Genomic DNA, 21965 nt, shown 5'->3' on the forward strand with positions numbered 1-21965 from the left:
CCGCGACGGGGCCGCAGACCCAACGGGGGTCCGGGGCCGCGCCCGGGGAAACGGTGAAAGGGCGGGGCGGGGAGACGGCACCGCGCAGCGGAGCGCCAACCGGCTCAGGCAGTAACCAGCGCCGGCCCCGCCGAAGAAACACTGCGCTGCAGAATACGGACCTGGTCCGCCGCGTCCCCGGACGCCAGCAGCGCCGAAAGCACCGCGATGCGGGCCTGCGGGGCGCGCAGCGTGCCCGTCGGAACGGCCCCCGCCGCCACCAGGTCCACCGCACCGCCGTGGGTGTAGATCTCCGTCACCGGCCCGGCGGCCACGCGCGTGGTCAGCGCCACCAGCACGCCCCGCGCCACGGCTCCCTTCACCGCGTCCACGATCTCCGGCGTGGCGTTGCCCGCGCCCGTGCCGATCAGGACGATGCCCCGCGCACCCGCCGCGACCGCCGCGTTCAGGAGCACCGGGTCGCCGTCCGCATGGTGCATCACCATGTCCACCCGCGGCGGCAGCTCCGGCATCGCGGGCAGCGGCAGCGGCTCCGGGCGCTGCGGGGTGCGCAGCATGGTGACCTTGCCGAAGCCGATCTTCCCGAGGAGCTCGGCAGAGGGGTCGGCGAACGCGTCCAGCGCCACCGACTGGGTCTTCACCGTGCCGCGGGCCGCGTGGACCCGCCCGCCGAAGGCGATCAGCACGCCGAGCCCGCGCGTGGTGGCGGCGGTGAGCAGCGCGTCGTACAGGTTGCCCGGTCCGTCGCCGTCGGCGGTGCCCATGGGGCGCTGCGAGCCGGTGAACACCACGGAGCGGGCGTCGTGGTGGTGGAGGTCGACGAGGAAGGCCGACTCCTCGAGGGTGTCGGTGCCGTGCGTGACGACGATGCCGTCCACGTCCGGGTCGGCGAGCACCTCGTGCACGGTGCGCAGCAGGGTGAGCTGGTGGGCGGTGGTCAGCCGGGGGCTGTTCACGCTGAACAGGTCCACCACCTCGACGGTGATGTCCTCGGGCAGCGGCGCGGTGGCCATGACCTCGCTGCCGTCGGCGTCCGCCGCGAAGCCGGAGCCCTGCCAGCGGCTGGCTATCGTCCCACCGGTGCTGATGACGACGATCCGTCCCATGACCGCGGCCGCCCTTCCCTCGGATCACTCGTACACATGTGCTGAAAGCAGCAATGATACGGACATCTACGCGCAATGCGATTGCTTCTTCAGCCCGGCCTCCCGGCATTCCATGGGTGATAATTGCGCAATGGACTCGATTGACCGGGATATCTTGCGCGAGCTCCAGGCAGACGGCCGCCTCAGCAACCAGGAACTCGCCGCGCGCGTGGGCCTGACCCCCTCCCCCTGCATGCGCCGCGTGCGCCAGCTGGAACAGGACGGGGTGATCCAGGGCTACCGCGCCGTGATCTCCCCCGAGGCCGTGGGGCGCGGCTTCGAGGTGCTCGTCTCGGTGGAGGTGCGCCGCGACCGCGCCGCGGTGGAGGCCTTCGAGACCGCCCTCCAGGACATCCCCGACGTCATCGAGGCCTACCGCCTCTTCGGCAGCCCCGGCTGCCTGCTGCGGATCGCCGTCGCGGACCTGCGGGCGTACGAGCGCCTGTGGATCGAGCAGCTGACGGCCCTCTCCGGGGTCACCGAGGTCAACTCGCAGATCATCATGAAGCGCATCAAGGAACCGACCGGCCTGCCCGTCGAGCGCTGACGTCGACCGGACGTACCGGACGTACCGGCCGTACCGGACCAAGCGAAGGAAGCAGCACCCATGGAACCTCTCGGCACCGGCGACCCGGTCCGGCTGGGCCCGTACCGACTCCTCGGCGTCCTCGGCGCGGGCGGCATGGGCAAGGTCTACTTCGGGCGGGACGAGGGCGGCCGGACCGCGGCGGTCAAGGTGCTGCTGCCGGAGCTCGCGCACGACCCGAACCTCGCCCAGCGCTTCGTCCGCGAGGCGCACACGGCGCAGGCCGTCACCAGCTCCGGCGTGGCCCGCGTCCTGAACGCGATGAGCGAGGACGGCAACCGGCCCTGGATCGCCACCGAGTTCCTGACCGGGCCCACGCTCGACGACGCCGTGCGCCGGTACGGGCCCTTCGGCGCCGACGGGGTCCGCGCGCTCGCCGCCTCCCTCGCCGCCACCCTGCGCGAGATCCACGCCGCGGGCCTGGTCCACCGCGACCTGAAGCCGGCCAACATCGTGCTCACCTCGGGCGGGCCGCGCGTCATCGACTTCGGCATCGCCCGCCCCGAGCACGGTCTGACGCTCACCACCACCGGCCAGGTCCCGGCCACTCCCGGCTACGGCGCCCCCGAGCAGGTGCTCGGCCGGCGCGTGGGTCCCGCCGCGGACGTCTTCTCGCTGGGCGCGGTGCTCGCGTACGCGGCGAGCGGGCAGCGCGCCTTCGACGGGACGCACGTGGCCGCCGTCCAGTACGAGGTGGTGCACGGCGAGGCCCAACTCACCGGCGTTCCCGACGAGTTGCGGCATCTCATAGCGCCCTGCCTCGCCAAGGACCCCGCGCTGCGCCCGACCCCCGAGCAGATCGCGGGCGCCTTCGCACCGCCGCGCGGAGCGGACCGCATCTGGCGTACGGGGCCGCTCGCCCAGGACATCGCGCACCGCGGGAGCGAGGCCGAGCGGCAGGCCGCCACGGTGATCGGCCAGGGGCCCGGAACCGGCCCCTCCCGCAGACGGGTGCTGCGCGCCTCCCTCGCGGCCGGCGGGGCGCTGGCCGCCACCGGCGGCGCGACGGGCGCCTGGTGGCTGATGCGCGGCGAAGTCCTCCCCCCGCCCGGCGAGGCCCACAACGCGGAGCCCCTGTCCCCGCTCTCCGCACAGTCCGGCACGCCTCCGAACCCCCTGTGGGGGCCGCTGCCGGTGGCGGCGCAGTCGGTGGACGGTGTCGTCACCACCCCGCTCCCGGCGCTCGACGTGGTCGTCTTCGCCGCGAAGGAGGGCGGGTTGGCCGCCCGGCTGACGGCCGACGGCAAGGAGAAGTGGCGGCTGCCCGGCACCACTCCCGCCGCCGGCCTGGTCGCCCTGCCGGGCAGCCGGTTCGTCACCGGCGGTCCCGGCGGGGGGCTGCTGTGCTTCGAAGCCTCCACCAGCAAGCGGCTGTGGACGGTCGCCGCCGACACCAACCGCATCCTGGCCGCGGACGCGTCGGCCGTGTACCTGGTGACCCGGGACGGGCGGCTGCGCGCCGTGGACACCGCCACCCGCAAGGTCCGCTGGACCGTGGCGCTGGAGCAGAACTCCCTGCGGGCGCCCGGCTCGAAGGCCGCGCCCGGCGCACGGGCCGCGGCCGGCCCGGACCGGCTCGTGGTCTGCGGCGCCGACGGCACGGTGTTCGCCGTCGACACCTCGACGGGCGGCACCATCTGGAAGGTCGTCAGTCAGGCGCGGTCCGCCGTGCAGCCGCTCGTCGTGGGGGATGCGGTGTACCTCGGCGGCCGGACCCTGAACGGGCTGAACATCAGGACGGGCACCGAGCTGTGGGACCCGACCGACGCGAAGGAGCCCCCGAAGGAGGACAGCGGCGGCTGGGGGCCGCCGGTCCAGTACGGCGAGTCCCTGTGGGCCATGGACGGTACGGCGATGAGCCAGGCGCGGCTCTCGACCGGACTGCCCACCGCGTGGGGCAGCGCCGTCCACGGCCCCCTGCCGCACGTCCCCCCCGTGGTGCAGGCCCGTACGGTCTTCGCCGTGGAGGGCGAGGGCCAGGGCGTCTCGGCCTACTCCGCCTTCGGCGGCAAGCGGATGTGGACCTGGTCGCCCGAGTCGCGCGGGGTCTGGGCCATGGCCGGCGCCGGGAACCGCCTGTTCACCGTCAACAGCTGGAAGCTGACCGCCCTGCCGGTCGTAAACTGACGATCGCCTAGGCTCGGGGCCCAGCATCCGAACCGGGAGACCGCGCGCATGGAACGCCTACGGCAGGACGACCCCCCGCAGATCGGGCCGTTCACGACCCTGGCGCGGCTCGACCCGGAGGCCGCCGAGCGCTCCGTCCCCGAACGCCGGTACCTCGCGCGCAGCGCCGACGGGGAGCGCACCGTCCTCGTCGGCGTACCGCGGGTCGGCGCCGATCCCTCCCGGTGGGCGGTCGAGGCCGAGGGCGCCCGGCGGCTGCGGCTGCCGCGGTTCCTCGACGTCGCCGAGGTCGGCGGCACGGCCGGCTTCCCCTGGTACGCGGCCCCGTACACGCCGGTGCTGCCGCTGCCGGCGGTGCTCGCCGCCCACGGCGGTCCGCTGCCCGAGGACGTCGTACGCGGGCTCGGCGCCGCCCTCGCGGAGGGGCTCACCGCCGCGCACGCCCAGGGGGTGGCGCACGCGGGCCTGTCGCCGGCCGCCGTACTGGTCACCCCCGGCGGGCCGGTGCTGTCGTGCTTCGGCGCGGTGCGGGCCGCCGCTCCCGACGGGGTGCACCGGGCCGGGCTGCCGGGGCTCGACCCGGGCTGCCTGGCTCCGGAACAGGCCTCGGGCGGAGCCCCCGGGCCGCTCGGGGACGTCTTCGCGCTGGGGTCCGTACTGGCCTACGCGTCGACCGGCCACACGGTGCCCGAGCAGAGTGAACTGCCGCCCGGGCTGCGCGGGTTGGTGGGGGCCTGCCTGGCGCGGGATCCCGCGGACCGGCCCCGGTCCGCCGGGGAGCTGCTGCGCGGGCTGGCCGCACCGGCGCGGGTGCCGGACCCGCGGCTGCCGCCCTCCCCCGGGCCTGCCACGGCCCTCGACGGCGCCGCTCACCCGGTCGTCCTGCCGGGCCGCGTCGTCGCCGCGTTCGCCGCCCAGTCGGCGTGGCTGCTCGCCGCCGAACTCCCTGCGGTTCAGCAGCCGTTCACGTCACCCGCGTCACCCGCGTCACCCCAGAAAGCGTACTGACCCCGATGCCTCAGCTCCCGTCCCCGCTCGCACCGCTCACGCACGACGACCCGGAGCACCTCGGCGGCCACCGGCTGCTCGCCCGGCTCGGCAGCGGCGGCATGGGCACGGTCTACCTGGCCCGTTCGGCGGGCGGGCGTACGGTCGCGCTCAAGACCGTGCACACCCGGATTGCCGCCGACACCTCCTTCCGCACCCGGTTCCGGCTGGAGTCGGACGCGGCGCGGGTCATCGGCGACCGGTACGGGGCGCGTGTGTTCGGCGCCGACCCGCTGGCACCGACGCCGTGGCTGGCGACGGAGTACGTGATCGGCCCGCAGCTCGACGGGGCCGTCCGCCTCGGCGGTCCGCTGCCCGAGGCGTCGGTCCGCTCGCTGGGCGCCGATCTCGCCCGCGCCCTCGGCCAGTTGCACCGCTCGGACGTGGTGCACCGCGACCTCAAGCCCTCCAACATCATGGTCACCGCCGCCGGGCCCAAGGTCATCGACTTCGGCATCGCGCGGGCCCTCGGCGACGAGCGGCTGACCAGTACGGGGGCCGCGGCCGGCACCCCCGCCTTCATGTCGCCGGAGCAGGCCGGCGGCCTCGAACACACCCCGGCCGGCGATGTGTTCGCGCTCGCGGGCGTCCTGGTCTTCGCGGCCACCGGGCACGCCCCGTTCGGCGGCGGCCAGGCCGCGGACCTCCTGTACCGGGTGCGGTACGCGGAGGCCGACCTCGGCGGCGTACCGACCGGACTGGCACCGCTGCTGGCCCGCTGCCTGAGCAAGGACCCGGCCCTGCGGCCGGGCACCGACGAGCTGGCGGAACTCCTCTCCCCCGACGAGGCGGCCGTCTTCGCCGACGGGCTGCCGCAGCCGGTCCTCGCGGACATCGCCCGGCGCGCGGCGGCGGTGTGGCAGGCGCCGCCGGCCCGGCTCACGGCTCCCGCCGAGGAGCCGGCGACCGTCGCCGCGGCGCAGACCGGCATGTCGCGGCGCAGACTCCTGACGCTGAGCGGCGGCGCGGCGGTCGCCGGGACCGTACTGGCGGCGGGCGGCGGCTGGTGGGCCTGGCGCAGCAGCCGGTCGGGCAACGCCGCGAAGAAGACCCCCATTCTCCAGCCGCCGCCCGAGCCGCTGTGGTGGGTCGACGCGTCCATCCCCCCGGTCCTCCCCGAGCCCCTGCGCGTGGGCGATGTCCTGGTCGCCGTCATGGGGATCACGGTCGAGGCCGTCGACGCGCGGAGCGGCGCGGACGAGACGGGGTTCTTCGGTTACGGGGACCGCTGGCGGGTCGGCACCGACGGCAAGGTCCTGTACGGGCTCGGGAGGCGGGACCCCGACACCGTGCCCGACAAGGCGGTCGCGGTCTCCGTCCTGCCCATGCAGTACGTGGAACGCGGCAAGGAGGCGCCGCCACGCCTTCGCCTGCCCGCGTACGACGGCACCCACCCCATGACCCAGATCCTGGGCGTGAGCGGGGACACCGTGTTCCTGCACGCGAAGGCCGCGGGCGGCGAGCAGTGGTCGGTGGTGGCCGCGAGCCTGGCCTCCGGCAAGGAGCTGTGGCGGCAGCCGGCGGCGGGCCCCACCGCGCACCAGATCGAGCTGCAGCGCCCGGCCGTGGTCCGGCTCAAGGCCGTACGCGGCGGGGTGCTGCTGTGGCAGCGGGCCGAACTCGGCGACGACCTGCGGGTCTCCCTCCACGACGCGGCGAACGGCACCGAACGCTGGTCCGCGACCCTGGCGGCGCCGGGCGCGACCCCGGACCAGCCGGCCACGGACGAGGACCACGTCTACCTGGGCGCGGCCACGGTCCAGGCCCTGCGCCTCTCGGACGGCAAACCCGCCTGGTCCTTCGGCGAGGGCCGCGACGTGGGCCCGGTCGCGGGCAAGCGCCGCTACGGCATCCCGACCGTCCGGGACGGCGTGGTCTACGCCGTCGAGGGCACCCACGGCATCGTCGCCCTGGACGCCCGCACCGGAACCGAACGCTGGCGCGAGACCACCCCGAAGAAGTCCGCCCCACAGGAGCCGGCACCCGACCGCGACGTGGCCCCGGTGGCCACGCCGAACCACATCTACTACCTGGACACCCTGGGCGTCCGAGCCGTCGACCTCCGCACCCACCGCCCGATCTGGCGCTACGAGACCAAGGCGACCACCCTGACCCCGGACCCGTCCGGAACCCGGCTGTACGTCCGCGAGAAGGGCAGGATGACAGCCCTCCCGTCCGACTGACTCCGCCAACCCCATGCACTTCAGCCCCTGACGCTGATCGCCGCCGAGCTCATCGCCAACGCCGGGTCGGGGCGCGGTCTGCTCGTCGTGGCCCGCCTGGCGGAGCTGTGCGTTTCACGCCATTGACCAGCGGGTTTCGGCTATATGCGGGGCTGTCGTGCATAGCCCCCGATAGCCTCGTCGGTCCGTCGGTCCGTGTGTCTGCCGCACGGGGAATCCAGGGGGACAGTGAACATGAGCGCCATCCACGCGGGCCCGCCCGGCTACCGCGTCTCCATCGTCGACGAGGACCCGCTCCGCGCCCGGCGCGAAGCACGCGAACTGCTCGCTGCGATCGCCGACACCGATCCACAGGCCGCTCTCGACGTCCCGCGCCCGCAGGCGGTGGCCCAGGAAACCGACAAGGGCGGGCCCGTCACCGACTTGATCGGACTGGTGTTCAGCGGCGGTTCCATGGTCGCCGCCGGTATCCAGATCTGGCTGGCCCGCGCACCGCAGCGGACGATCGTCGTCACCCGGCCCGACGGGGCCACCCTGCGCATCTCCGGCAAGCGGGCACGCACCGACGACGAGCAGATCGAGCGGTTCCTCACCGGCGGCTCGCAGGACGGTCTCGCGGACGGACCGGCCGCGGAGTGAGTGACAACGACCGGTACGCCATGCTGATCGGAGTGTCCACGTACGACAGCGAGCGCTACCACGACCTCCCGGCCGTCCGGGCCGACCTGCACTACATGCAAGCGGTGCTCCAGAACACCGAGATCGGCATGTACAACGACTGTGCCATGGTCCCCGAGCCGACCCGCGCCGAGATGTTGCACGCCATCGAGACGTTTCTGGAGGAGCGGCAGCCCAGCGAGACCGCCCTCCTCTACTTCAGCGGGCACGGGGAGTTCTGCGAGGCCGACAACCAGCTGTACTTCCTCACCCGGGATGCCGACCCGGACGACCTGCCAGGCACGGCCGTGCCGGCCGAGTTCCTGGAGCGGATGCTCCAGTCCTGCCGTGCCTCCTCGAAGGTCGTACTGCTGGACTGCTGCTCCAGCGGTTCGGTCGTCCAGGGATGGACCGCCAAGGGGACGAGCGACACGAACGACCGGCCCGCGCCCAGCACCCTGCTGCGGCCCACCGGCGTCTACTTCATCACCGCCTCCGATGCCCTCCAGGCCGCCTCGGCGATGGCTCCGGTCGGATCCTCCCTCGGCACCTCCCGGTTCACCGGTGAGATCGTGGAGGGCCTGCGCAGCGGACGGATCAAGGACAGCGGCTGGGTCACGCCGGACGACCTGTTCGAGTACCTGACGGCGCAGATGGTCCGCAACGGCGTGCCCCAGGAGCAGCGGCCGACCAAGTCCACGATCCGAGCGACGCACTCGCTGCCTCTGGCGCGCTCCGTGGCCCGGTCCGTGAACCTCCCCGCCCCGCCCCGCGATGCCGCCCAGTCCTCCCCCGCCCTGCTGAAGGCACGGGCGCTGGCCGGCCTCGACGCCCGCGACGGCATCGACTGGCAGCAGCTGCTCCGCTACTACGTGCACTGCCTGGGCGCGCAAGCGGCGTCGGGCATGCTGCCCGACCGGGACAGCGGGCGAGGATCCGCGTACTTCCTGCTGGGCCAGGGATCCGAGACGATCCAGTCCGGGCTCGGGCCCACCCTCCCCGCCCCCTCCCAGCTGCCGAAGCCGAGGAGCAGGGGCGCCCAGGCCGACGGCGCCGGGCTGCAGGAGTACTGGTACGGGTATCCGGCCATCACCCTCCCCGAACGCGGCGGGGACGGCCGGCGCCGCGCCGCCGTGCGGATCGCACCGCTGCTGATCCAGCCGATGGAGCTCGCCCCCGACGAGGACGGCCGCGACAGGCTTCGCCCGAACGGTGTCCCCTCCCTGCACACCGGGCTGATCACGGAACTGCTGGCGGACGACGACGCTGCCGACCTGCTCGCCCGCTGGCAGCCGACCTGGCAGGAGGGCAACGGCACGCAGATGGTGCGGGCCGTGCGCGAGCTCCTGACCGAGCTCGGCATCCCGGAGCTGGAGCCCCTCGACCTGTCGGCCCTCAGCGAGCGGTCCGTGATGGACGCGCTGCGGCCCGGTGCTCACAACGCCGCGGTCCTCCTGGCGCCCTCGGGCGTGGAGCGGGTCGCCACTGGGGCGCTCGTGGACAACCTGCTCCAGATGTCGACGCGTACCGGGCAGATTCCCGGCACCGCGCTGGACGCGCTCCTGACGGGCGGGGGCGACGAGGACACGAGCCGCGAAGCGCCGTCCGTCGTCGCTCCCGGGCCGTGCAACGAGAGCCAGGAGCTGGTGATCCGGTCGGCGATGACCCGGCCCCTGACCGTCGCCACCGGGCCGCCCGGTACCGGGAAGAGCGAGGTCGTGACCGCCGTGGTCACGACCGCTGTCGCCGCCGGCCAGACCGTGCTCGTGGCATCCACGAACAACGAGGCCGTGGACGTGGTCGCCAAGCGCTGTGACGAGATCTCGCCGGGCCTGCTCATGCGGACGGGCAACGCGGCGGCGCTGGAGCTCGAGGCCGCGAAGCTGGAACGGCTGCTCGCCCAGCCCGTCGAAGCCCCGGGCCGGGGTGCGGCGACCGTGGCCGGCGACCTGCGCAACCGGCATGCCCGATCGGCCGCGCACCGGGCGGAGGCTGCACGGCTGGTGGGTGACGAGATGCAGCTGCTGGAACTGCTGCGGGAGCAGACCCGGCAGGCGGACGAACTCGGCCTGCCGGTCAAGCTGCTGCAAGGAGCGTGGGCCGACAGCGAGGTGGCCTCGCTCTCCCGCTGGGAGGAGCGGGCCCGGAAGGCAGCCGGTGCCGGACGGCTCTTTCTCGGCCGATGGCGTCGGGGGCGTGCCCTGGCCGCATTCGTCGCCGCGTCCCGGACGGATCCGGCCACCCCGTGGCCCTCCTGGGCCTCGGCGCGGCCGGCTCCGTCCGGGCTCCTCCTCGCGCTGGCGGACGTCGTGGCCGTGGAGAGTGCGCTGCGCGAACTCGTACCGGCGCTCCTCGGCCGGGACGAGGAGGAGCTGAAGCGAGCACGGCTGGAGAGCGACGCCGGATTGTCGGACACGTCGGGCGAACTCGCCCGGGCCGTGGCGGCCGAGGCCATGGTCCGGGGGAGCTCGCTCATGGGCCAGCGCCTCCAGGCGCTGCGCCAGCGCTCGGGTTTCCAGAAGAGCCAGCGCAACCTGATGGCATACCTCAAGGGGTGGGCCATCAGTACGCACTCGGTACGCCAGCTGGAACTCGTACCGAAGCTCTTCGACCTGGTCGTGATCGACGAGGCGAGCCAGTGCTCGATCCCCTCGGTCCTGCCCCTGCTGTTCCGGGCCAAGCGGGCGCTGATCATCGGTGATCCCATGCAACTCGGACACATTCCCGGCATCACCGCGGAGCAGGAACGACAGGCGCGCGTACGGACCGGGCTGAGTGCGGCGCAGCTCGAGGACCACCGACTCGCCTATCACGTGTACGCCTCGTACCACGCGGCCGCGCAGCACGGTGAGGCGGCGCTGCTGCTCGACGAGCACTACCGCTGTCATCCGGCGATCGCGGACATCGTCAACGGCTACTGCTACGCGGGCCAGTTGCAGGTCCTCACCGATGTCCGCAGGCAGGTACCGGCATCCGACCCGTTCGGCCACACCGACCCGGCGCCGGTGCTGGGGTGGGTGGACGTCCCGCACGGCGAGTCGGCACGGGGCGGCGGCGGCCAGTCCTGGCGCAACGCGGCAGAGGCGGACCGCGTACGGGAGACGGTGAACGACCTGCTGCTGCGACTGCCTGAGCGCGCGACGGTCGGGGTGGTGACACCGTTCCGGGCCCAGAAGGAGGCACTGGCCCGGGTATGGGCGGACGACGACCGGGTCCGCGTCGGCACGGTGCATGCCTTCCAGGGAGGGCAGCGCGATGTGATGGTCCTCAGCCCGGTGGCGACGGGCAACACGCCGCCGCGTACGACGCACTGGGTGGCGAGTCAGGTCAACCTGTGGAATGTTGCCGTGACCCGGGCCAAGTCGCAGCTGATCACCGTGGGCAGCCACGCGTTCTGGCAGGAACAGGCGGGACTCCCTGCCCTGCTCGCGGGGCGGTCGGCCGTACTGCGCAGGGGGACGTACGCGGACCAGGACTCGGCCGTCAGCGCGAACGCAGGTTCCGGCTTCCGCGAGGAGCTGGCCGACCGGCTCCAGGCGTACCTGAGCGCACGCGGCATCATCGATCTGGAGCGCGCGGCGGTGGTCGGCGGACACACCGTGGACCTGCTGTTCACGGTGGACGGGGCGAACACGGCGGTGCTGATCGATCCCGGCCCCGGGCACGACCGGGATCCGGCACGGCATCTGCGGCTGACGCACGCGCGCGGCGACCTGCTGACGGGGCTCCCGTCCGGCGGCGCCGGGGCGAAGGCCGTTCCGGTGACGCGCACGGTCCGGGTGCCTGCCTGGCGGATTCTGGTCGGTGAGTCGGCGCTGGAGCCGCTGTTCGCCTGAGCCTCGAACAGCCGGCCGGCCCAGGGCGCGGAGACGGCCCAGGGGGTGTCCGCGGCGAAGGTGCTGCCGCCGTCCCACCCGTGCGGTCCGCCGGGCACCGACAGCCAGAGTCCGGCGAACCGGTGGCGCAGGGAGCGGTCAGGGAAAGTCTCCGATGCCGACCGGGTGCCGACCGGTGCCCCGGTGGCGTACCAGGTCGCGCACCTGGGCTGGGGCCCGCGCTACGAGTACGACCTGGCCGACGACGCCGACGTACCGCTGATGCACGAGCGGGTGGTCCGCGAGGCTCAGACGCCTGAGGACCTGCTCGCCCCCCTCAATGCGGACGTGCTGCGGAGCCACTGGCAAGCCCTGTTCCTGCCCGGCCCGGCGAGGGCCGCCGGGGAGTCCCGCTTCCCCGAGCTCGCAAGTCCGGCGGCGGCCGCGTAGTGGAAGACCTGCACCGCCGACTCATCCGCATCGGCCTGAAAGCACTTGCTGAGGACTTCGGCTACCGGCGCGCGGGCGGATACGCGGTCCAGGCCCATCGTCTCGTCAGCCGCGTCAGTGACGACGTCGACCTGTTCACCCCGATCGGGCGCGCCGAGGGGCAACTGCGACAGGCGATCGCACGTCTCACCGAGGCGTACCGGATGGCCCCGCGCTCGGCTGGTAGAACTCGCCGCACAGAACGAGTTTGAACGCAGCGTCGACGAATACGCGTCCGCCGTCGCCCGCATCCAACACCACTCCGACAGTCCGGAACCTTGTCCGCGTGGAGCTTACGGGGCTTGAAATGGCGGCCTCGGCAGGGGTGGGGCTAAAAAAGGGGCGAACTCACGGGTCCGAGCCCCGTGGACCGGGGCCAGCCGGGATCAGGGCCGCGCGGTCCCGCGGCCCTGATCGTGTGCGTCGCAGATCCCGCCAGCACCCGGACGACGTTCGGTCGACCGTCGCTCCGAGGATGGTACGGCGGGTGCAGGGGCATCCACCCGGCACTCCCAGTGCCTGCTGCAGGCGGGCAGGACAGGTCAGGCCGGGGTGATGTTCTCCGCCTGGGGGCCCTTCTGGCCCTGGGTGACGTCGAACGTCACGACCTGGCCCTCTTGGAGCTCACGGAAGCCCGAGGAGTTGATCGCCGAGTAGTGGGCGAACACGTCCGGGCCGCCACCGTCCTGGGCGATGAAGCCGAAGCCCTTCTCCGCGTTGAACCACTTCACAGTTCCCGTCGCCATGTCTCATGCCTTCCAGTCGATGAACGCCAACCGCCCGATGCGGAAGGCGGAGGTGATCGCCCTGGTTCCTGCGGCACAGCACAGCAAAACGCCCACACCGAGGCGTGGGCAAAGGGAACTTCCGAACCACGACAGCTAGCCCAAACGCTACACGCCCACGACGGGCTGTCACCAGAGGAAACGAGGGCACGTCGCGCCCTTGGGCCGGGGGCATGCCGTCCCGCCGAGGGCCGGCGGGCACGCTCCAGCTCAAGCCGCGGACGCCGGGTCCGCTGACTGGGCGTTTAGCGGTGTTCGGCGTTGATGCGCAGCTGGTAGGGGGAGCAGCGGCGGTGTCCGCCCGCGGAGCGGGGTGATCGAGCGGTGCTCGCCGATCGCACGGAGGAAGCTCTGGGTGGTGCCGAGCAGTTCGGCGGCACGGCCCAAGGTGTAGGCGGGGTAGTCGTCGTCACCGAGACGGCCGAATGAATCGTCTGCGGTCATCGCACCACTCTGTGGAACACGTGGAGGGGCCCTGGTGCCTATGGCACCAGGGCCCCGAAGGAACTGCTACACCATCTGCCGGCCCTGGTACTGCGCCGGCCCTCTGTTTCCGCCCACCCGACCTGAGCTTCGCCGGGCGTGCGGGGATCGCGGATGCGTGACCGGAGACCACCTCACCATCGATGTCCTGCGGTACCCGGACTCGCGTGGCGTCCGGGCGATCCTGATGGCGCCCAATCCCTCCGTTCTTCCCTCTGGATCAATCACTTACCAAACGGAAACTGCGTACTGCTGATACTGCGAACTGCTGCAACGCGGGTACTGCTGTTGCTGCTGACTGCGAACTTCCTGTACTGCTGGTGTTACGTACTGCTGGTGACCTGTCAGAGCGCCACTTCGGCGGCCAGCCCCGTCGCCCATCCTGCATCTGCTCTGGCTTAGAACCCCACTGCCGAACCTCCCGGTGCGCGCGCCCGCAGCCGACGCCTTCACCGAGGTACCGCTTCACTCAACTTCACTGCTGGTACTGCGAACTGCACTTACCGGGTACTGCCACTGCGTTCACTGCGTTACTGCTCATGGTGGCCCCTGATGACTGCGGGCCACCCGGTCCGGTCGTCAGCCCCGTCGCCGTCCTGCAACTGCCCTGGCTTCGACACTCCACCACCGCACCGTCCTGCGCACTGCAACCACGGGTACTGCTGCCCGGCAGTTCGTCTCTGCCAGGCCCTGCGGTCTCTCTGCGTTACGAGAGAAACCATAACCACGCCACCACCCAATGTCTACTCCAGCCACCATAGATTTCCGCGTGTGCGGCGAGGAGGTAATCCGCCTCGGACGCTGGGAGGCATCAGAGGGGCGCTTCGGGTTGAGCGCCTCAGCGACGGGCACGAGAACGGGCGCGGGCCGGCGTCGCCGGCCCGAAGAGGCGGCGGCCTCCCCCGGCGACGCGCGTGCCAGTACGCGGGATTTCCTCGACCATCTCGTGCAGGCGGTCTCAGCTCAGGCGGCCGATGACGTGGTGCTCGTCGTTTCGGAGCTCGCCACCAATGCCCTGCGCCATGGCGGGGGATCCTGCACCCTGACCCTGACGCCCCACGTGGACGGTATCGAGGTGGCGGTCCAGGGCCCCAGCCCGCACGCACCTGGCACGCGCACCCCCGACCTGCGCGGCGGGAGCGGCGGCTTCGGCTGGTCCATGGTCAACCACCTCGCACAGGCCACCGCCGTCACCCACCAGACCACCGGCGGCAAGACCGTCAGCGCCCTCCTCCCCCGGTAGAACCCTGCCCGGCATATCCCCCGCCCGGCGGCATCCCCAGAACATGCTGTCCTCGTTGAAACGGACGCGTCACCCGCGAGGTCATCCCCGAGCCTGCCTCGCGCCCGGTCCTGGCCGCCCAAGGCCAGGACCGTACGGGTTCCAGGTTTGCAGCCTCCGGCGTATGCGGGCCAAGCCGGCCCGGCAGCCGGGCTCTGACCCGGCGCGGTCGCAGGGCTGCCGCCTCAGAACGGCTCAGTCCGGTCACAACAGGGTGGCCACCGCTCCTTGGACGGTCATAGACGAGTTGCTTGCCCACCAGACAAACCACTACCCCGACAAGCATCGGGCCGTCGTGAACACCTTGTCGAAGCTGCGCGAGTTACTGCCATGGGAGTTGGAGCGCTCCCCGGAACCGCTCGACTTGGATCGCTCATCGACCCCGGCGCAGGGCGCCCACTACCAGGGTGGCCGGTGACGGATACCCGGCTCTACGGGTGCTGTGGGGCCGGACGGCACGGGTTGCCATGCCGATCAGATACTCGTCCATGCGTCGAGAAAGGCCTTTCGCCTGGCCGGATCAGCTGATGTGTGGTCCGCGTGCAGGACGCGCCAGGCTGTGAGTTCGAGGTCCCGGAGCCACAGCTCGCCGATGACCTGCGTTTTGAGGTCGGGGAGGTGGTCGGACTCGCAGAGCGCTTGGCCGATGACCCCCCCGGCTGCGATGCGCTGGGGCGGGGTCATTTCGTCAACAGCCGAGAGGATCTGTCCGGCCAGACCGGTGCCTTCGCCTGCCAGCGAACTCAGGACGTAGTCCTTGATGTTGTTGGGCAGCAAGTAGAGGGAGCCCGAAGACCTCCACAAGTCCGACCAGAAGTGTTCTCCGGCCTCGGTGGGAGCGGGGAGCGCTGCCAGGAGTCCGAGGAGATGCGCGGTGGCCGCGTACCCGTCGGAGTGGGCCGATGCGACGACGGCGATGTCCGCGACGCGCTCCACGTCGATTCGGCCGGCTTCAAGGCGTGGATCCAGTCCCAGTCGCTGTTCCAGCTGATGGGAAAGGGGGGCGGACGCGTGGGAGCGGAACTCGGGAAGCATCGGCGGTCCTTGAACGTAGGAGAGCGGAGAGGCCCGTTCGGAAGCCCTGATCGTTCCCACGGTGCGCCGAATTACACGAGTCCCACGGCCCCAGTTGGCGGAAGGCTACGGTGACGGAAGCATGAGGCGGATGAAGCAGCCGCGTCCGGCAGCTCCCGGCGGGGCTTGGGCAGACCTCCCGCAATGCCGCTCCGGGCGGGCTCCTAGCATGCACACATGGTTGCCAGTGCTGCCCGGCAGTACGAGTCAGGAAGAGAAGCAGTGTCCCGAGACGACGCCAAAGCTGGCCGTGTTACTTCCACACCAACGGTCGGCGGACGCGAGAACTCCCATCCGATTACCGACCTGGCCGAGCGAGCGGCCGATCAGCCGGAGCCGATCAAGCCGAAGCTACGAGGATGGCTCCACGCCGGCATGGTCCCCGCATCGCTGGCCGCGGGCATCGTCCTCATCTGTCTCGCAGGCACGCCGCAAGCGACCCTGGCCTGCACCGTGTACGCCGTCACCGCCTGGTTGCTGTTCGGGACGAGCGCGGTCTACCACCTCGGCACCTGGGGCCCCCTCGGCGAGGCCGTTCTGCGGCGCCTGGACCACGCCAACATCTTCCTGATCATCGCGGGCACCTGCACCCCTCTCGCCCTGCTCCTCCTCCCCCCTGACCAGCGGTCCGTCCTCCTGTGGATCGTGTGGACGGGCGCGCTGGCGGGCATCGCCTTCCGCGTCCTGTGGGTCGGATCCCCCCGCTGGCTCTACACCCCCTGCTACCTGGCCCTGGGCTGGGCACCGGTGCGCTACTTGCCCAACTTCCTGCACGGCGGAGGGGCGACCCTACTCACCTTGATCGTGACCGGCGGGCTGCTCTACAGCGCGGGCGCGGTCGTCTACGCCCTCCAGCGCCCCGACCCATCACCCCGCTGGTTCGGCTACCACGAGGTGTTCCACGCCCTGACCGTGGCAGCCTTCACCGCGCACTACATCGCCATCTCACTCGCCGCCTACTGACCACGACCATCTGTGGACGCTCGCCCGCCCGCTCTACGGGGCGGGCGCGCTGCCGACCGGCTTCGGGTCGGGGTGCGAGCGGGCGGCGGAGGGAGACGTAGTCGTCGGCGACGTCGGACAGGTGATCGTGGTCGGCCGGTTCCGGTCCGTGGTGAACCGCGGGGCGGCTTTGACGTCCTCCCGCGTGCCGGCGGTCGTCTCGGTCTTCCCCGTCTGTCAGACGGCTGCCGGGACGCCGAGCATCGCGGAGGCCTGCTGGAGCGGGCTGAGTACGCGCGTGGGCACGGCGGCCAGGGAAAGGCCGCGGCAGGTGAACCCGAGCTGGGTCATGGCGCGGAGGACTTCGCCGGCGCTGAAGTCGCGCCGGTCCTGGCGGGTGATGACCTGACCGACCTGCTTGAGGGGGTAGGTACGGCGGCCGATGACCACGGAGCCGCCGCTGACCTGCTCAGGCTTGACGCCCTTCATCGACGCCAGGACGCCGGTCTTGGTCAGGTCGAACGGGAAGCGGGCGATGACACAGCGCATGAATGCCTCACAGGAAGAAGGGGACGGTCGTGCCGCGGTGGGGCGGTTCAGCGGGCAAGGGCGAGGACACCCAGAGCGCTTCCCTGCTCGTCGATGACGGGCAGGGCAGCGAGCCCGCGGTAGCGCATCGCGTGCTCGGCCTCGGCCATCGTGGTCCTGGGCGAGGTGAACGGCCCGCGGTCGCCGAGAACAGCGCGCAGACGGACTTGGTCCGTGTACGCGGCGCTGTCGTGGAGGGCTGCGAGCTGGGCCTGGGTGACCAGTCCCGTGCACTCACCGTACTCGTCGCAGACGAGCAGATGCCCGGCGCGGGCGCTGGCCATGACGGCCATGGCCACTTCGACCGTCATGTCGTCGCATACCTGGGGGCCGGCCGCGTCCATGGCGTCGTTCACCGTGCGGGGCGCGGGGTCGGCTTGTGCCGGGCGGCGTTGCATCTGGATCAACGTCACAACGTGCCTCCTGCAGAGGTGGGTCAGTTTCCGGATCACTGAGTTGTCAGGCCGCCGCGTCGAAGGCCGACTGCCGCAGGCTCATGCGCTGGGCAGCCGAAGCGGGCCTGCGCCGGCCGCGGGAGCTTGCGCTGCGCTTGGGCCGCTCCGATACCGGCGCCGTGATGGTGACGGGGATGCCGGAGGGGGTCCGGGCTCCGGTGATCCGGTTGAGTGCCTCGTCGCCGGAGCGGACCTGGGTGGTGTGGGGGACGATGCCGGCGGCGGCCATGAGGCGGGTCATCTCGCGGCGCTGGTTCGGGGTGACCAGGGTGACGACGCTGCCGGACTCGCCGGCGCGGGCAGTGCGGCCGCCGCGGTGGAGGTAGTCCTTGTGGTCGGTCGGCGGATCGACATTGACGACGAGGTCGAGGTTGTCGACGTGGATGCCGCGCGCCGCCACGTTGGTCGCGACCAGCACGGTGACGTGGCCTGTCTTGAACTGGGCCAGGGTCCGCGTGCGTTGGGGCTGGGACTTCCCGCCGTGCAGCGCGGCGGCTCGTACTCCGCTGCTGAGCAGGTGTTCGGTCAGGCGGTCGACGGCGTGCTTGGTGTCCAGGAACATGATGACCCGGCCTTCGCGCGCCGCGATCTGCGTCGTCATCCGCTGCTTGTCGGCGCCGTGGACGTGCAGCACGTGGTGCTCCATCGTCGTCACCGCGCCGGCGGACGGGTCGACGGAGTGCACGACCGGGTCGGTCAGGTAGCGGCGCACCAGCAGGTCCACGTTGCGGTCCAAGGTCGCGGAGAACAGCATCCGCTGGCCCTCGGGCCGTACTTGGTCCAGGAGGGCTGTGACCTGCGGCATGAAGCCCATGTCGGCCATCTGGTCGGCCTCGTCCAGGACGGTGATCGCGACTCGGTCGAGCCGGCAGTCGCCGCGGTCGATGAGGTCCTTCAGGCGGCCCGGGGTGGCGACGACGATCTCCGCGCCGTTCCTGAGCGTGTTCGCCTGACGGCCGATGGGCATACCGCCCACCACCGCGGCCAAGCGCAGTTTCACCGCACGTGCGTAGGGGGTCAGCGCCGTCGTGACCTGCTGGGCGAGCTCGCGGGTGGGAACGAGGACCAAGGCCAGCGGCTGCCCGGACTCTGCGCGCTGCTCGGCGGTGCGGGCCAGCAGGGCCAGGCCAAAGGCGAGTGTCTTGCCGGATCCGGTGCGGCCCCGTCCCAGGACGTCCCGCCCGGCGAGGGTGTTGGGCAAGGTCGCGCCCTGGATCGGGAACGGGACTTTCATCCCTTCGGCGTCCAGGGCGGCCAGCAGCTGGGCCGGCATGTCCAGGTCTGCGAAGGCCTCGACGGCGGGCAGCGCGGGAGTGATTGTCTTCGGCAGCGCGAACTCACCCTGGATGGCGGCGGGACGTCGGCTGCCGTAGCCCGGACGGGTGGAGGAGATGGAACGGGCGGGAGCACCGGTACGGCCTGTGCGGGGGGCGCCGCTCTGGCCGCCGGCGCGGGTGCGGGAATAGCGGTCGTTCGTGCGAGTGGTGCGGTCCATGTGGAACCTTCCTCGATACGGCACGTATCGAGGAATCCCCATTACGGGTATTCCCGAGAGCGGGCCGAAGAAAGACGGGGCAGAGCCGTGCCGCGAAAACAGCGGATAGGGCTTGCAGAGAGATCCGCGCGGCGCGTCCAGGAGGCCGGATAAACGGCGGACGACTTACAGGCGACGGGGGCGGGGCGGGCGACAATGTGAGAACGTATCCGCCGGGCCGGACAGTGAGGCGGGCCGGCGCGAGGCACCGTCGCCCGCCGCGCACGCGAAAACGTCGGGATCCGACGAGGCGTGTGAGGGGGAAAAGCAACGAGCTGGGGCCCGCACCCCAAGGTGCGGGCCCCAGCTGCGTGTACGCGTCAGCCTCAGGCGGGAACGATGTTCTCGGCCTGCGGGCCCTTCTGGCCCTGCGTGACGTCGAAGTTAACCTTCTGGCCTTCCTGAAGCTCACGGAAGCCGGAGGAGGCGATGTTCGAGTAGTGAGCGAAGACGTCAGCGCCGCCGCCCTCCTGCTCGATGAAGCCAAAACCCTTTTCCGCGTTGAACCACTTCACGGTGCCAGATGCCATATTAATCTCCTTTGGGGCAGTGCCCGCAATTACACTATGTAATTGCGGAGTCGCCGCGATGATTGCCCCGACCGGAAAATCGGCGGAAACACAAAGCGCATTCAGCGGGCGAGAGGACGCCACAAGGGAAGCGCTTGAAGTTTTGCGAACCAAGACTGCAACTGAGATCGACAGTAGCACGCCGGAGCGCCCCCCGCACGTAAAGCTATTCCAGGAAGTCCCCTGAGATAAAAACCCTCACTTTTATACGCAGCAAACTCTCACCTCACGGCCACAGATTTGATCCCCCGCGTCCCTGGCGGCCTCGGTGAGCGCGCTCGCCTACATCCTGGCCTTCGGCGCCATCGGTTTCAACGAGGCCGCCGGATACGTCGCCGTCGCCGCCACATCCATGGCCACTGGCGCCATCGCAGCCCACGCCGAAGCAGCCGTCCACCCCGCCCGGCACGGGACCGACATCCAGCTGTCCACCGCACAGATCGCCCGACGTACCAGCTTCACGGACAAAGCCCTCTCCGCCGCCGGCCAGGCCGGTCTCGTCAACAACCTCAGCGGCCGCCGCAGACTCCGTTCTCGGAATAGTGAGTTCGACGTTTTTGGCGGCTTCCTGATCGCCTGCGAGCGGCGATGGAGCGGACCTGCTCGAAGCCGGTCATGGCGAGAGGAGTCGGCGCGCGGCCGTAGGACTTCATGCCGACGAGGTAGATGTCCTCCTTCGGGTGGAAGAACGCGTTGACCCCGTGGGGGTAAACGGTGCCGCAGGAGTGCTGATTGGAGTCGATCAGCGGGGTGGGCCCAACGGGGAGCCTGGAGGCGCTCGCCGAGACCGAGGCCCAGCTCGTTCAGGAAGGAGAGGTCGGGGCGCAAGCCGGTGAGGACGACGCCCTCGTCGACCGGCTCAAGACGCCGGCCGTCTGCACAGACGAGGGCCGGCCGGTCGGCACTCTCCTCGGCGACGGAGGTGCGGAAGCCGGTGACCGCGTCGGTGTATCCGTCGTCCACGGCGGCCTTGACTGCGAGCCTAGGGCCCCACAGGCGGGGATCTGCTCGGCGGCGCCGGCGCCGGAGCCGGAGCCGATGGCAGCGGTGCGATTGCCTGCGTAGCGGACACGCGGCTGGGACCTTCAAATCCGGAATTCGGTAAGAGATGCGGTCGGCGGCAGCCTTCTCGACGAGGGCCTACAGCCCTCGCCACTGATGGGGCTGGGGGAGGGGCGCCATACCCTGCCGGTGCAGACGTTTGCGGAGTAAGGGCGGATCGCGAGGACGAGCACCTGATGTGGACGGTGGACCCGGTGGGACGGTATGGAGGACCAGCTCGGCGCGCTCGGCCTGGTTTTCAACGCGATCGCACTGCGGGGCGACCCGCTACATCGGCGCCGGCGTCACCCAGTTCCGCGCCGACGGGCACGAGATCCCGGGTGAGGGCATCGCCCGGCTCTCCCCACTCGAGCCCCGCAACCTGAAAATGCGCGGCCGCCACATTCACTGCCTTTACCCCGCCCGGGGGCGCGCTGCGGTCCTGCGTGACCCGGATTCCGAAGGGTTTGACGAGGACGAAGAAGAGTGGACGGTCCACGTCCTGCCCTGGAGCCGGATTCTTCTCGAGGCGGAGGGGCCGGGCCGGAGGGGGCCCGGCCGGGGCCGCCTCCGGCGCGGGAGCCGAGCGACTCTGCTACTGCCGCGAGGGGGCTGCACGAGCCGGGCGGCATGTGCGATGTGCGCGGTGCCCACGTGCTTCCCGGGAGAGTTGCGGGTCTCAGTTTGCTTCAGAAGGCGATCGTCGGGTTCGAGGATCCGGCGGCGTTGCGGTGTTCGGCGTTGATGCGCTGGGCTTCTTCAAGCTGGTCTTCGAGGATGACGATGCGGCAGGCGGCATCGATGGGGGTGCCCTGGTCGACGAGCTCCCGCGCGCGGGCGGCGATGCGCAGTTGGTAGCGGGAGTAGCGGCGGTGTCCGCCGGCGGAGCGCAGCGGGGTGATGAGGCGGGCTTCGCCGATGGCGCGGAGGAAGCCCTGGGTGGTGCCGAGCATCTCGGCGGCCCGGCCCATCGTGTAGGCGGGGTAGTCGTCGTCGTCGAGACGGTCGAACGAGTCGTCTGCTGTCATGTCACCTCTCTGTGGAACGCGTGGAGGGGCCCGGGCGCTTGTTCGCGCCCGGGCCCCGAAGGAACTGCTACACCATCTGCCGGCCCTGGTACTGCGCCGGCCTTCTGTTTCCGCCTGCCCGACCTTGATGCTGTC

General features: G+C 71.4%; 18 protein-coding genes and 3 pseudogenes. 11 read left to right on the forward strand and 10 right to left on the reverse strand.

The window, feature by feature from the left end:
• Positions 1-104: 104 nt before the first annotated feature.
• The gene (locus tag OG299_RS11030; RefSeq protein WP_327361389.1) at positions 105-1106 is read right to left on the reverse strand and encodes an asparaginase; all 1002 of its coding nucleotides are present in this window, start codon (positions 1104-1106) and stop codon (positions 105-107) included.
• Between the two features lie 130 nt (positions 1107-1236).
• On the opposite strand from OG299_RS11030, the gene OG299_RS11035 reads away from it, so the two are divergent.
• From OG299_RS11035 to OG299_RS11070, 8 genes are all read left to right on the forward strand, one after another.
• A complete protein-coding gene (locus OG299_RS11035; protein WP_266634069.1) occupies positions 1237-1692 on the forward strand; it encodes an Lrp/AsnC family transcriptional regulator in 456 nt (151 codons plus the stop codon).
• 60 nt (positions 1693-1752) lie between these two features.
• Entirely contained in the window at positions 1753-3858 is a 2106-nt protein-coding gene (locus OG299_RS11040) for a serine/threonine-protein kinase (protein WP_327361390.1), read from the forward strand.
• 48 nt (positions 3859-3906) lie between these two features.
• Positions 3907-4866 carry a protein kinase family protein gene (locus tag OG299_RS11045; RefSeq protein ID WP_327361391.1) on the forward strand — a complete coding sequence of 320 codons (960 nt, stop codon included), beginning with the start codon at positions 3907-3909 and terminating at the stop codon, positions 4864-4866.
• 5 nt (positions 4867-4871) lie between these two features.
• Positions 4872-7088, forward strand: coding sequence for a serine/threonine-protein kinase (locus tag OG299_RS11050; protein WP_327361392.1), 2217 nt, complete (start codon positions 4872-4874; stop codon positions 7086-7088).
• A gap of 234 nt (positions 7089-7322) precedes the next feature.
• Entirely contained in the window at positions 7323-7727 is a 405-nt protein-coding gene (locus tag OG299_RS11055) for an effector-associated constant component EACC1 (protein WP_327361393.1), read from the forward strand.
• On the forward strand, positions 7724-11581 hold the full coding sequence (locus OG299_RS11060) for a caspase, EACC1-associated type (RefSeq protein WP_327361394.1): 3858 nt from the start codon (positions 7724-7726) through the stop codon (positions 11579-11581). Before OG299_RS11055 ends, OG299_RS11060 begins: the two co-directional genes overlap by 4 nt.
• 165 nt (positions 11582-11746) lie before the next feature.
• The gene (locus OG299_RS11065) at positions 11747-12010 is read left to right on the forward strand and encodes a hypothetical protein (RefSeq protein ID WP_327361395.1); all 264 of its coding nucleotides are present in this window, start codon (positions 11747-11749) and stop codon (positions 12008-12010) included.
• Complete coding sequence (locus OG299_RS11070) at positions 12010-12261, forward strand: hypothetical protein (protein ID WP_327361396.1); 252 nt, start codon at positions 12010-12012, stop codon at positions 12259-12261. Before OG299_RS11065 ends, OG299_RS11070 begins: the two co-directional genes overlap by 1 nt.
• Positions 12262-12591: 330 nt before the next feature.
• Here OG299_RS11070 and OG299_RS11075 read toward each other — a convergent pair whose 3' ends face one another.
• Together OG299_RS11075 and OG299_RS11080 are read right to left on the reverse strand one after the other, a co-directional pair.
• Positions 12592-12795 carry a cold-shock protein gene (locus OG299_RS11075; RefSeq protein ID WP_030303412.1) on the reverse strand — a complete coding sequence of 68 codons (204 nt, stop codon included), beginning with the start codon at positions 12793-12795 and terminating at the stop codon, positions 12592-12594.
• A 287-nt stretch (positions 12796-13082) separates the two neighbouring features.
• A pseudogene (locus OG299_RS11080) lies at positions 13083-13278 on the reverse strand (MerR family transcriptional regulator); the annotation flags it as partial.
• A gap of 868 nt (positions 13279-14146) precedes the next feature.
• Here OG299_RS11080 and OG299_RS11085 point away from each other — a divergent pair.
• Positions 14147-14560: an ATP-binding protein gene (locus OG299_RS11085; protein WP_327361397.1), complete on the forward strand. Its 414-nt coding sequence runs from the start codon at positions 14147-14149 to the stop codon at positions 14558-14560.
• Between the two features lie 513 nt (positions 14561-15073).
• On the opposite strand, the gene OG299_RS11090 is transcribed toward OG299_RS11085, so the two are convergent.
• A complete protein-coding gene (locus OG299_RS11090) occupies positions 15074-15634 on the reverse strand; it encodes a hypothetical protein (protein ID WP_266634054.1) in 561 nt (186 codons plus the stop codon).
• Positions 15635-15850: 216 nt separating this feature from the next.
• Between OG299_RS11090 and trhA the strand changes: the two genes are divergently transcribed.
• Positions 15851-16636: a PAQR family membrane homeostasis protein TrhA gene (gene trhA, locus OG299_RS11095; RefSeq protein WP_327361398.1), complete on the forward strand. Its 786-nt coding sequence runs from the start codon at positions 15851-15853 to the stop codon at positions 16634-16636.
• Positions 16637-16852: 216 nt separating this feature from the next.
• Here the strand turns inward: trhA and OG299_RS11100 are convergent, their stop codons facing one another.
• From OG299_RS11100 to OG299_RS11120, 5 genes and pseudogenes are all read right to left on the reverse strand, one after another.
• Positions 16853-17164 (reverse strand): SCO5918 family protein, encoded by a 312-nt coding sequence (locus OG299_RS11100; protein WP_266634051.1) that lies wholly within the window; start codon positions 17162-17164, stop codon positions 16853-16855.
• 47 nt (positions 17165-17211) lie between these two features.
• Positions 17212-17616: a CBS domain-containing protein gene (locus OG299_RS11105; RefSeq protein WP_442817504.1), complete on the reverse strand. Its 405-nt coding sequence runs from the start codon at positions 17614-17616 to the stop codon at positions 17212-17214.
• Between the two features lie 46 nt (positions 17617-17662).
• Complete coding sequence (locus tag OG299_RS11110) at positions 17663-19153, reverse strand: DEAD/DEAH box helicase (RefSeq protein WP_327361399.1); 1491 nt, start codon at positions 19151-19153, stop codon at positions 17663-17665.
• 365 nt (positions 19154-19518) lie between these two features.
• Positions 19519-19722 (reverse strand): cold-shock protein, encoded by a 204-nt coding sequence (locus OG299_RS11115; RefSeq protein WP_134068503.1) that lies wholly within the window; start codon positions 19720-19722, stop codon positions 19519-19521.
• Positions 19723-20230: 508 nt separating this feature from the next.
• Positions 20231-20933: pseudogene (locus tag OG299_RS11120) on the reverse strand (flavoprotein); the annotation flags it as partial.
• 88 nt (positions 20934-21021) lie between these two features.
• Between OG299_RS11120 and OG299_RS42725 the strand changes: the two are divergent.
• A pseudogene (locus OG299_RS42725) lies at positions 21022-21289 on the forward strand (Tn3 family transposase); the annotation flags it as partial.
• Between the two features lie 202 nt (positions 21290-21491).
• On the opposite strand, the gene OG299_RS11125 reads toward OG299_RS42725, so the two are convergent.
• Complete coding sequence (locus OG299_RS11125; protein WP_266634044.1) at positions 21492-21830, reverse strand: MerR family transcriptional regulator; 339 nt, start codon at positions 21828-21830, stop codon at positions 21492-21494.
• Positions 21831-21965 lie beyond the last annotated feature (135 nt).

This window comes from Streptomyces sp. NBC_01296 (assembly GCF_035984415.1).
Taxonomy (GTDB): domain Bacteria; phylum Actinomycetota; class Actinomycetes; order Streptomycetales; family Streptomycetaceae; genus Streptomyces.

What these genes read in the sequence shown, in the direction of transcription:
- OG299_RS11075 (WP_030303412.1), bottom strand. Translation starts at nt 12,795, where the DNA reads ATGGCGACGGGAACTGTGAAGTGGTTCAACGCGGAGAAGGGCTTCGGC.
- OG299_RS11115 (WP_134068503.1), bottom strand. Translation starts at nt 19,722, where the DNA reads ATGGCATCTGGCACCGTGAAGTGGTTCAACGCGGAAAAGGGTTTTGGC.
- OG299_RS11050 (WP_327361392.1), top strand. Translation starts at nt 4,872, where the DNA reads ATGCCTCAGCTCCCGTCCCCGCTCGCACCGCTCACGCACGACGACCCG.
- OG299_RS11035 (WP_266634069.1), top strand. Translation starts at nt 1,237, where the DNA reads ATGGACTCGATTGACCGGGATATCTTGCGCGAGCTCCAGGCAGACGGC.
- OG299_RS11090 (WP_266634054.1), bottom strand. Translation starts at nt 15,634, where the DNA reads ATGCTTCCCGAGTTCCGCTCCCACGCGTCCGCCCCCCTTTCCCATCAG.
- OG299_RS11110 (WP_327361399.1), bottom strand. Translation starts at nt 19,153, where the DNA reads ATGGACCGCACCACTCGCACGAACGACCGCTATTCCCGCACCCGCGCC.
- OG299_RS11030 (WP_327361389.1), bottom strand. Translation starts at nt 1,106, where the DNA reads ATGGGACGGATCGTCGTCATCAGCACCGGTGGGACGATAGCCAGCCGC.
- OG299_RS11055 (WP_327361393.1), top strand. Translation starts at nt 7,323, where the DNA reads ATGAGCGCCATCCACGCGGGCCCGCCCGGCTACCGCGTCTCCATCGTC.
- OG299_RS11045 (WP_327361391.1), top strand. Translation starts at nt 3,907, where the DNA reads ATGGAACGCCTACGGCAGGACGACCCCCCGCAGATCGGGCCGTTCACG.
- trhA (WP_327361398.1), top strand. Translation starts at nt 15,851, where the DNA reads ATGGTTGCCAGTGCTGCCCGGCAGTACGAGTCAGGAAGAGAAGCAGTG.
- OG299_RS11100 (WP_266634051.1), bottom strand. Translation starts at nt 17,164, where the DNA reads ATGCGCTGTGTCATCGCCCGCTTCCCGTTCGACCTGACCAAGACCGGC.
- OG299_RS11040 (WP_327361390.1), top strand. Translation starts at nt 1,753, where the DNA reads ATGGAACCTCTCGGCACCGGCGACCCGGTCCGGCTGGGCCCGTACCGA.
- OG299_RS11125 (WP_266634044.1), bottom strand. Translation starts at nt 21,830, where the DNA reads ATGACAGCAGACGACTCGTTCGACCGTCTCGACGACGACGACTACCCC.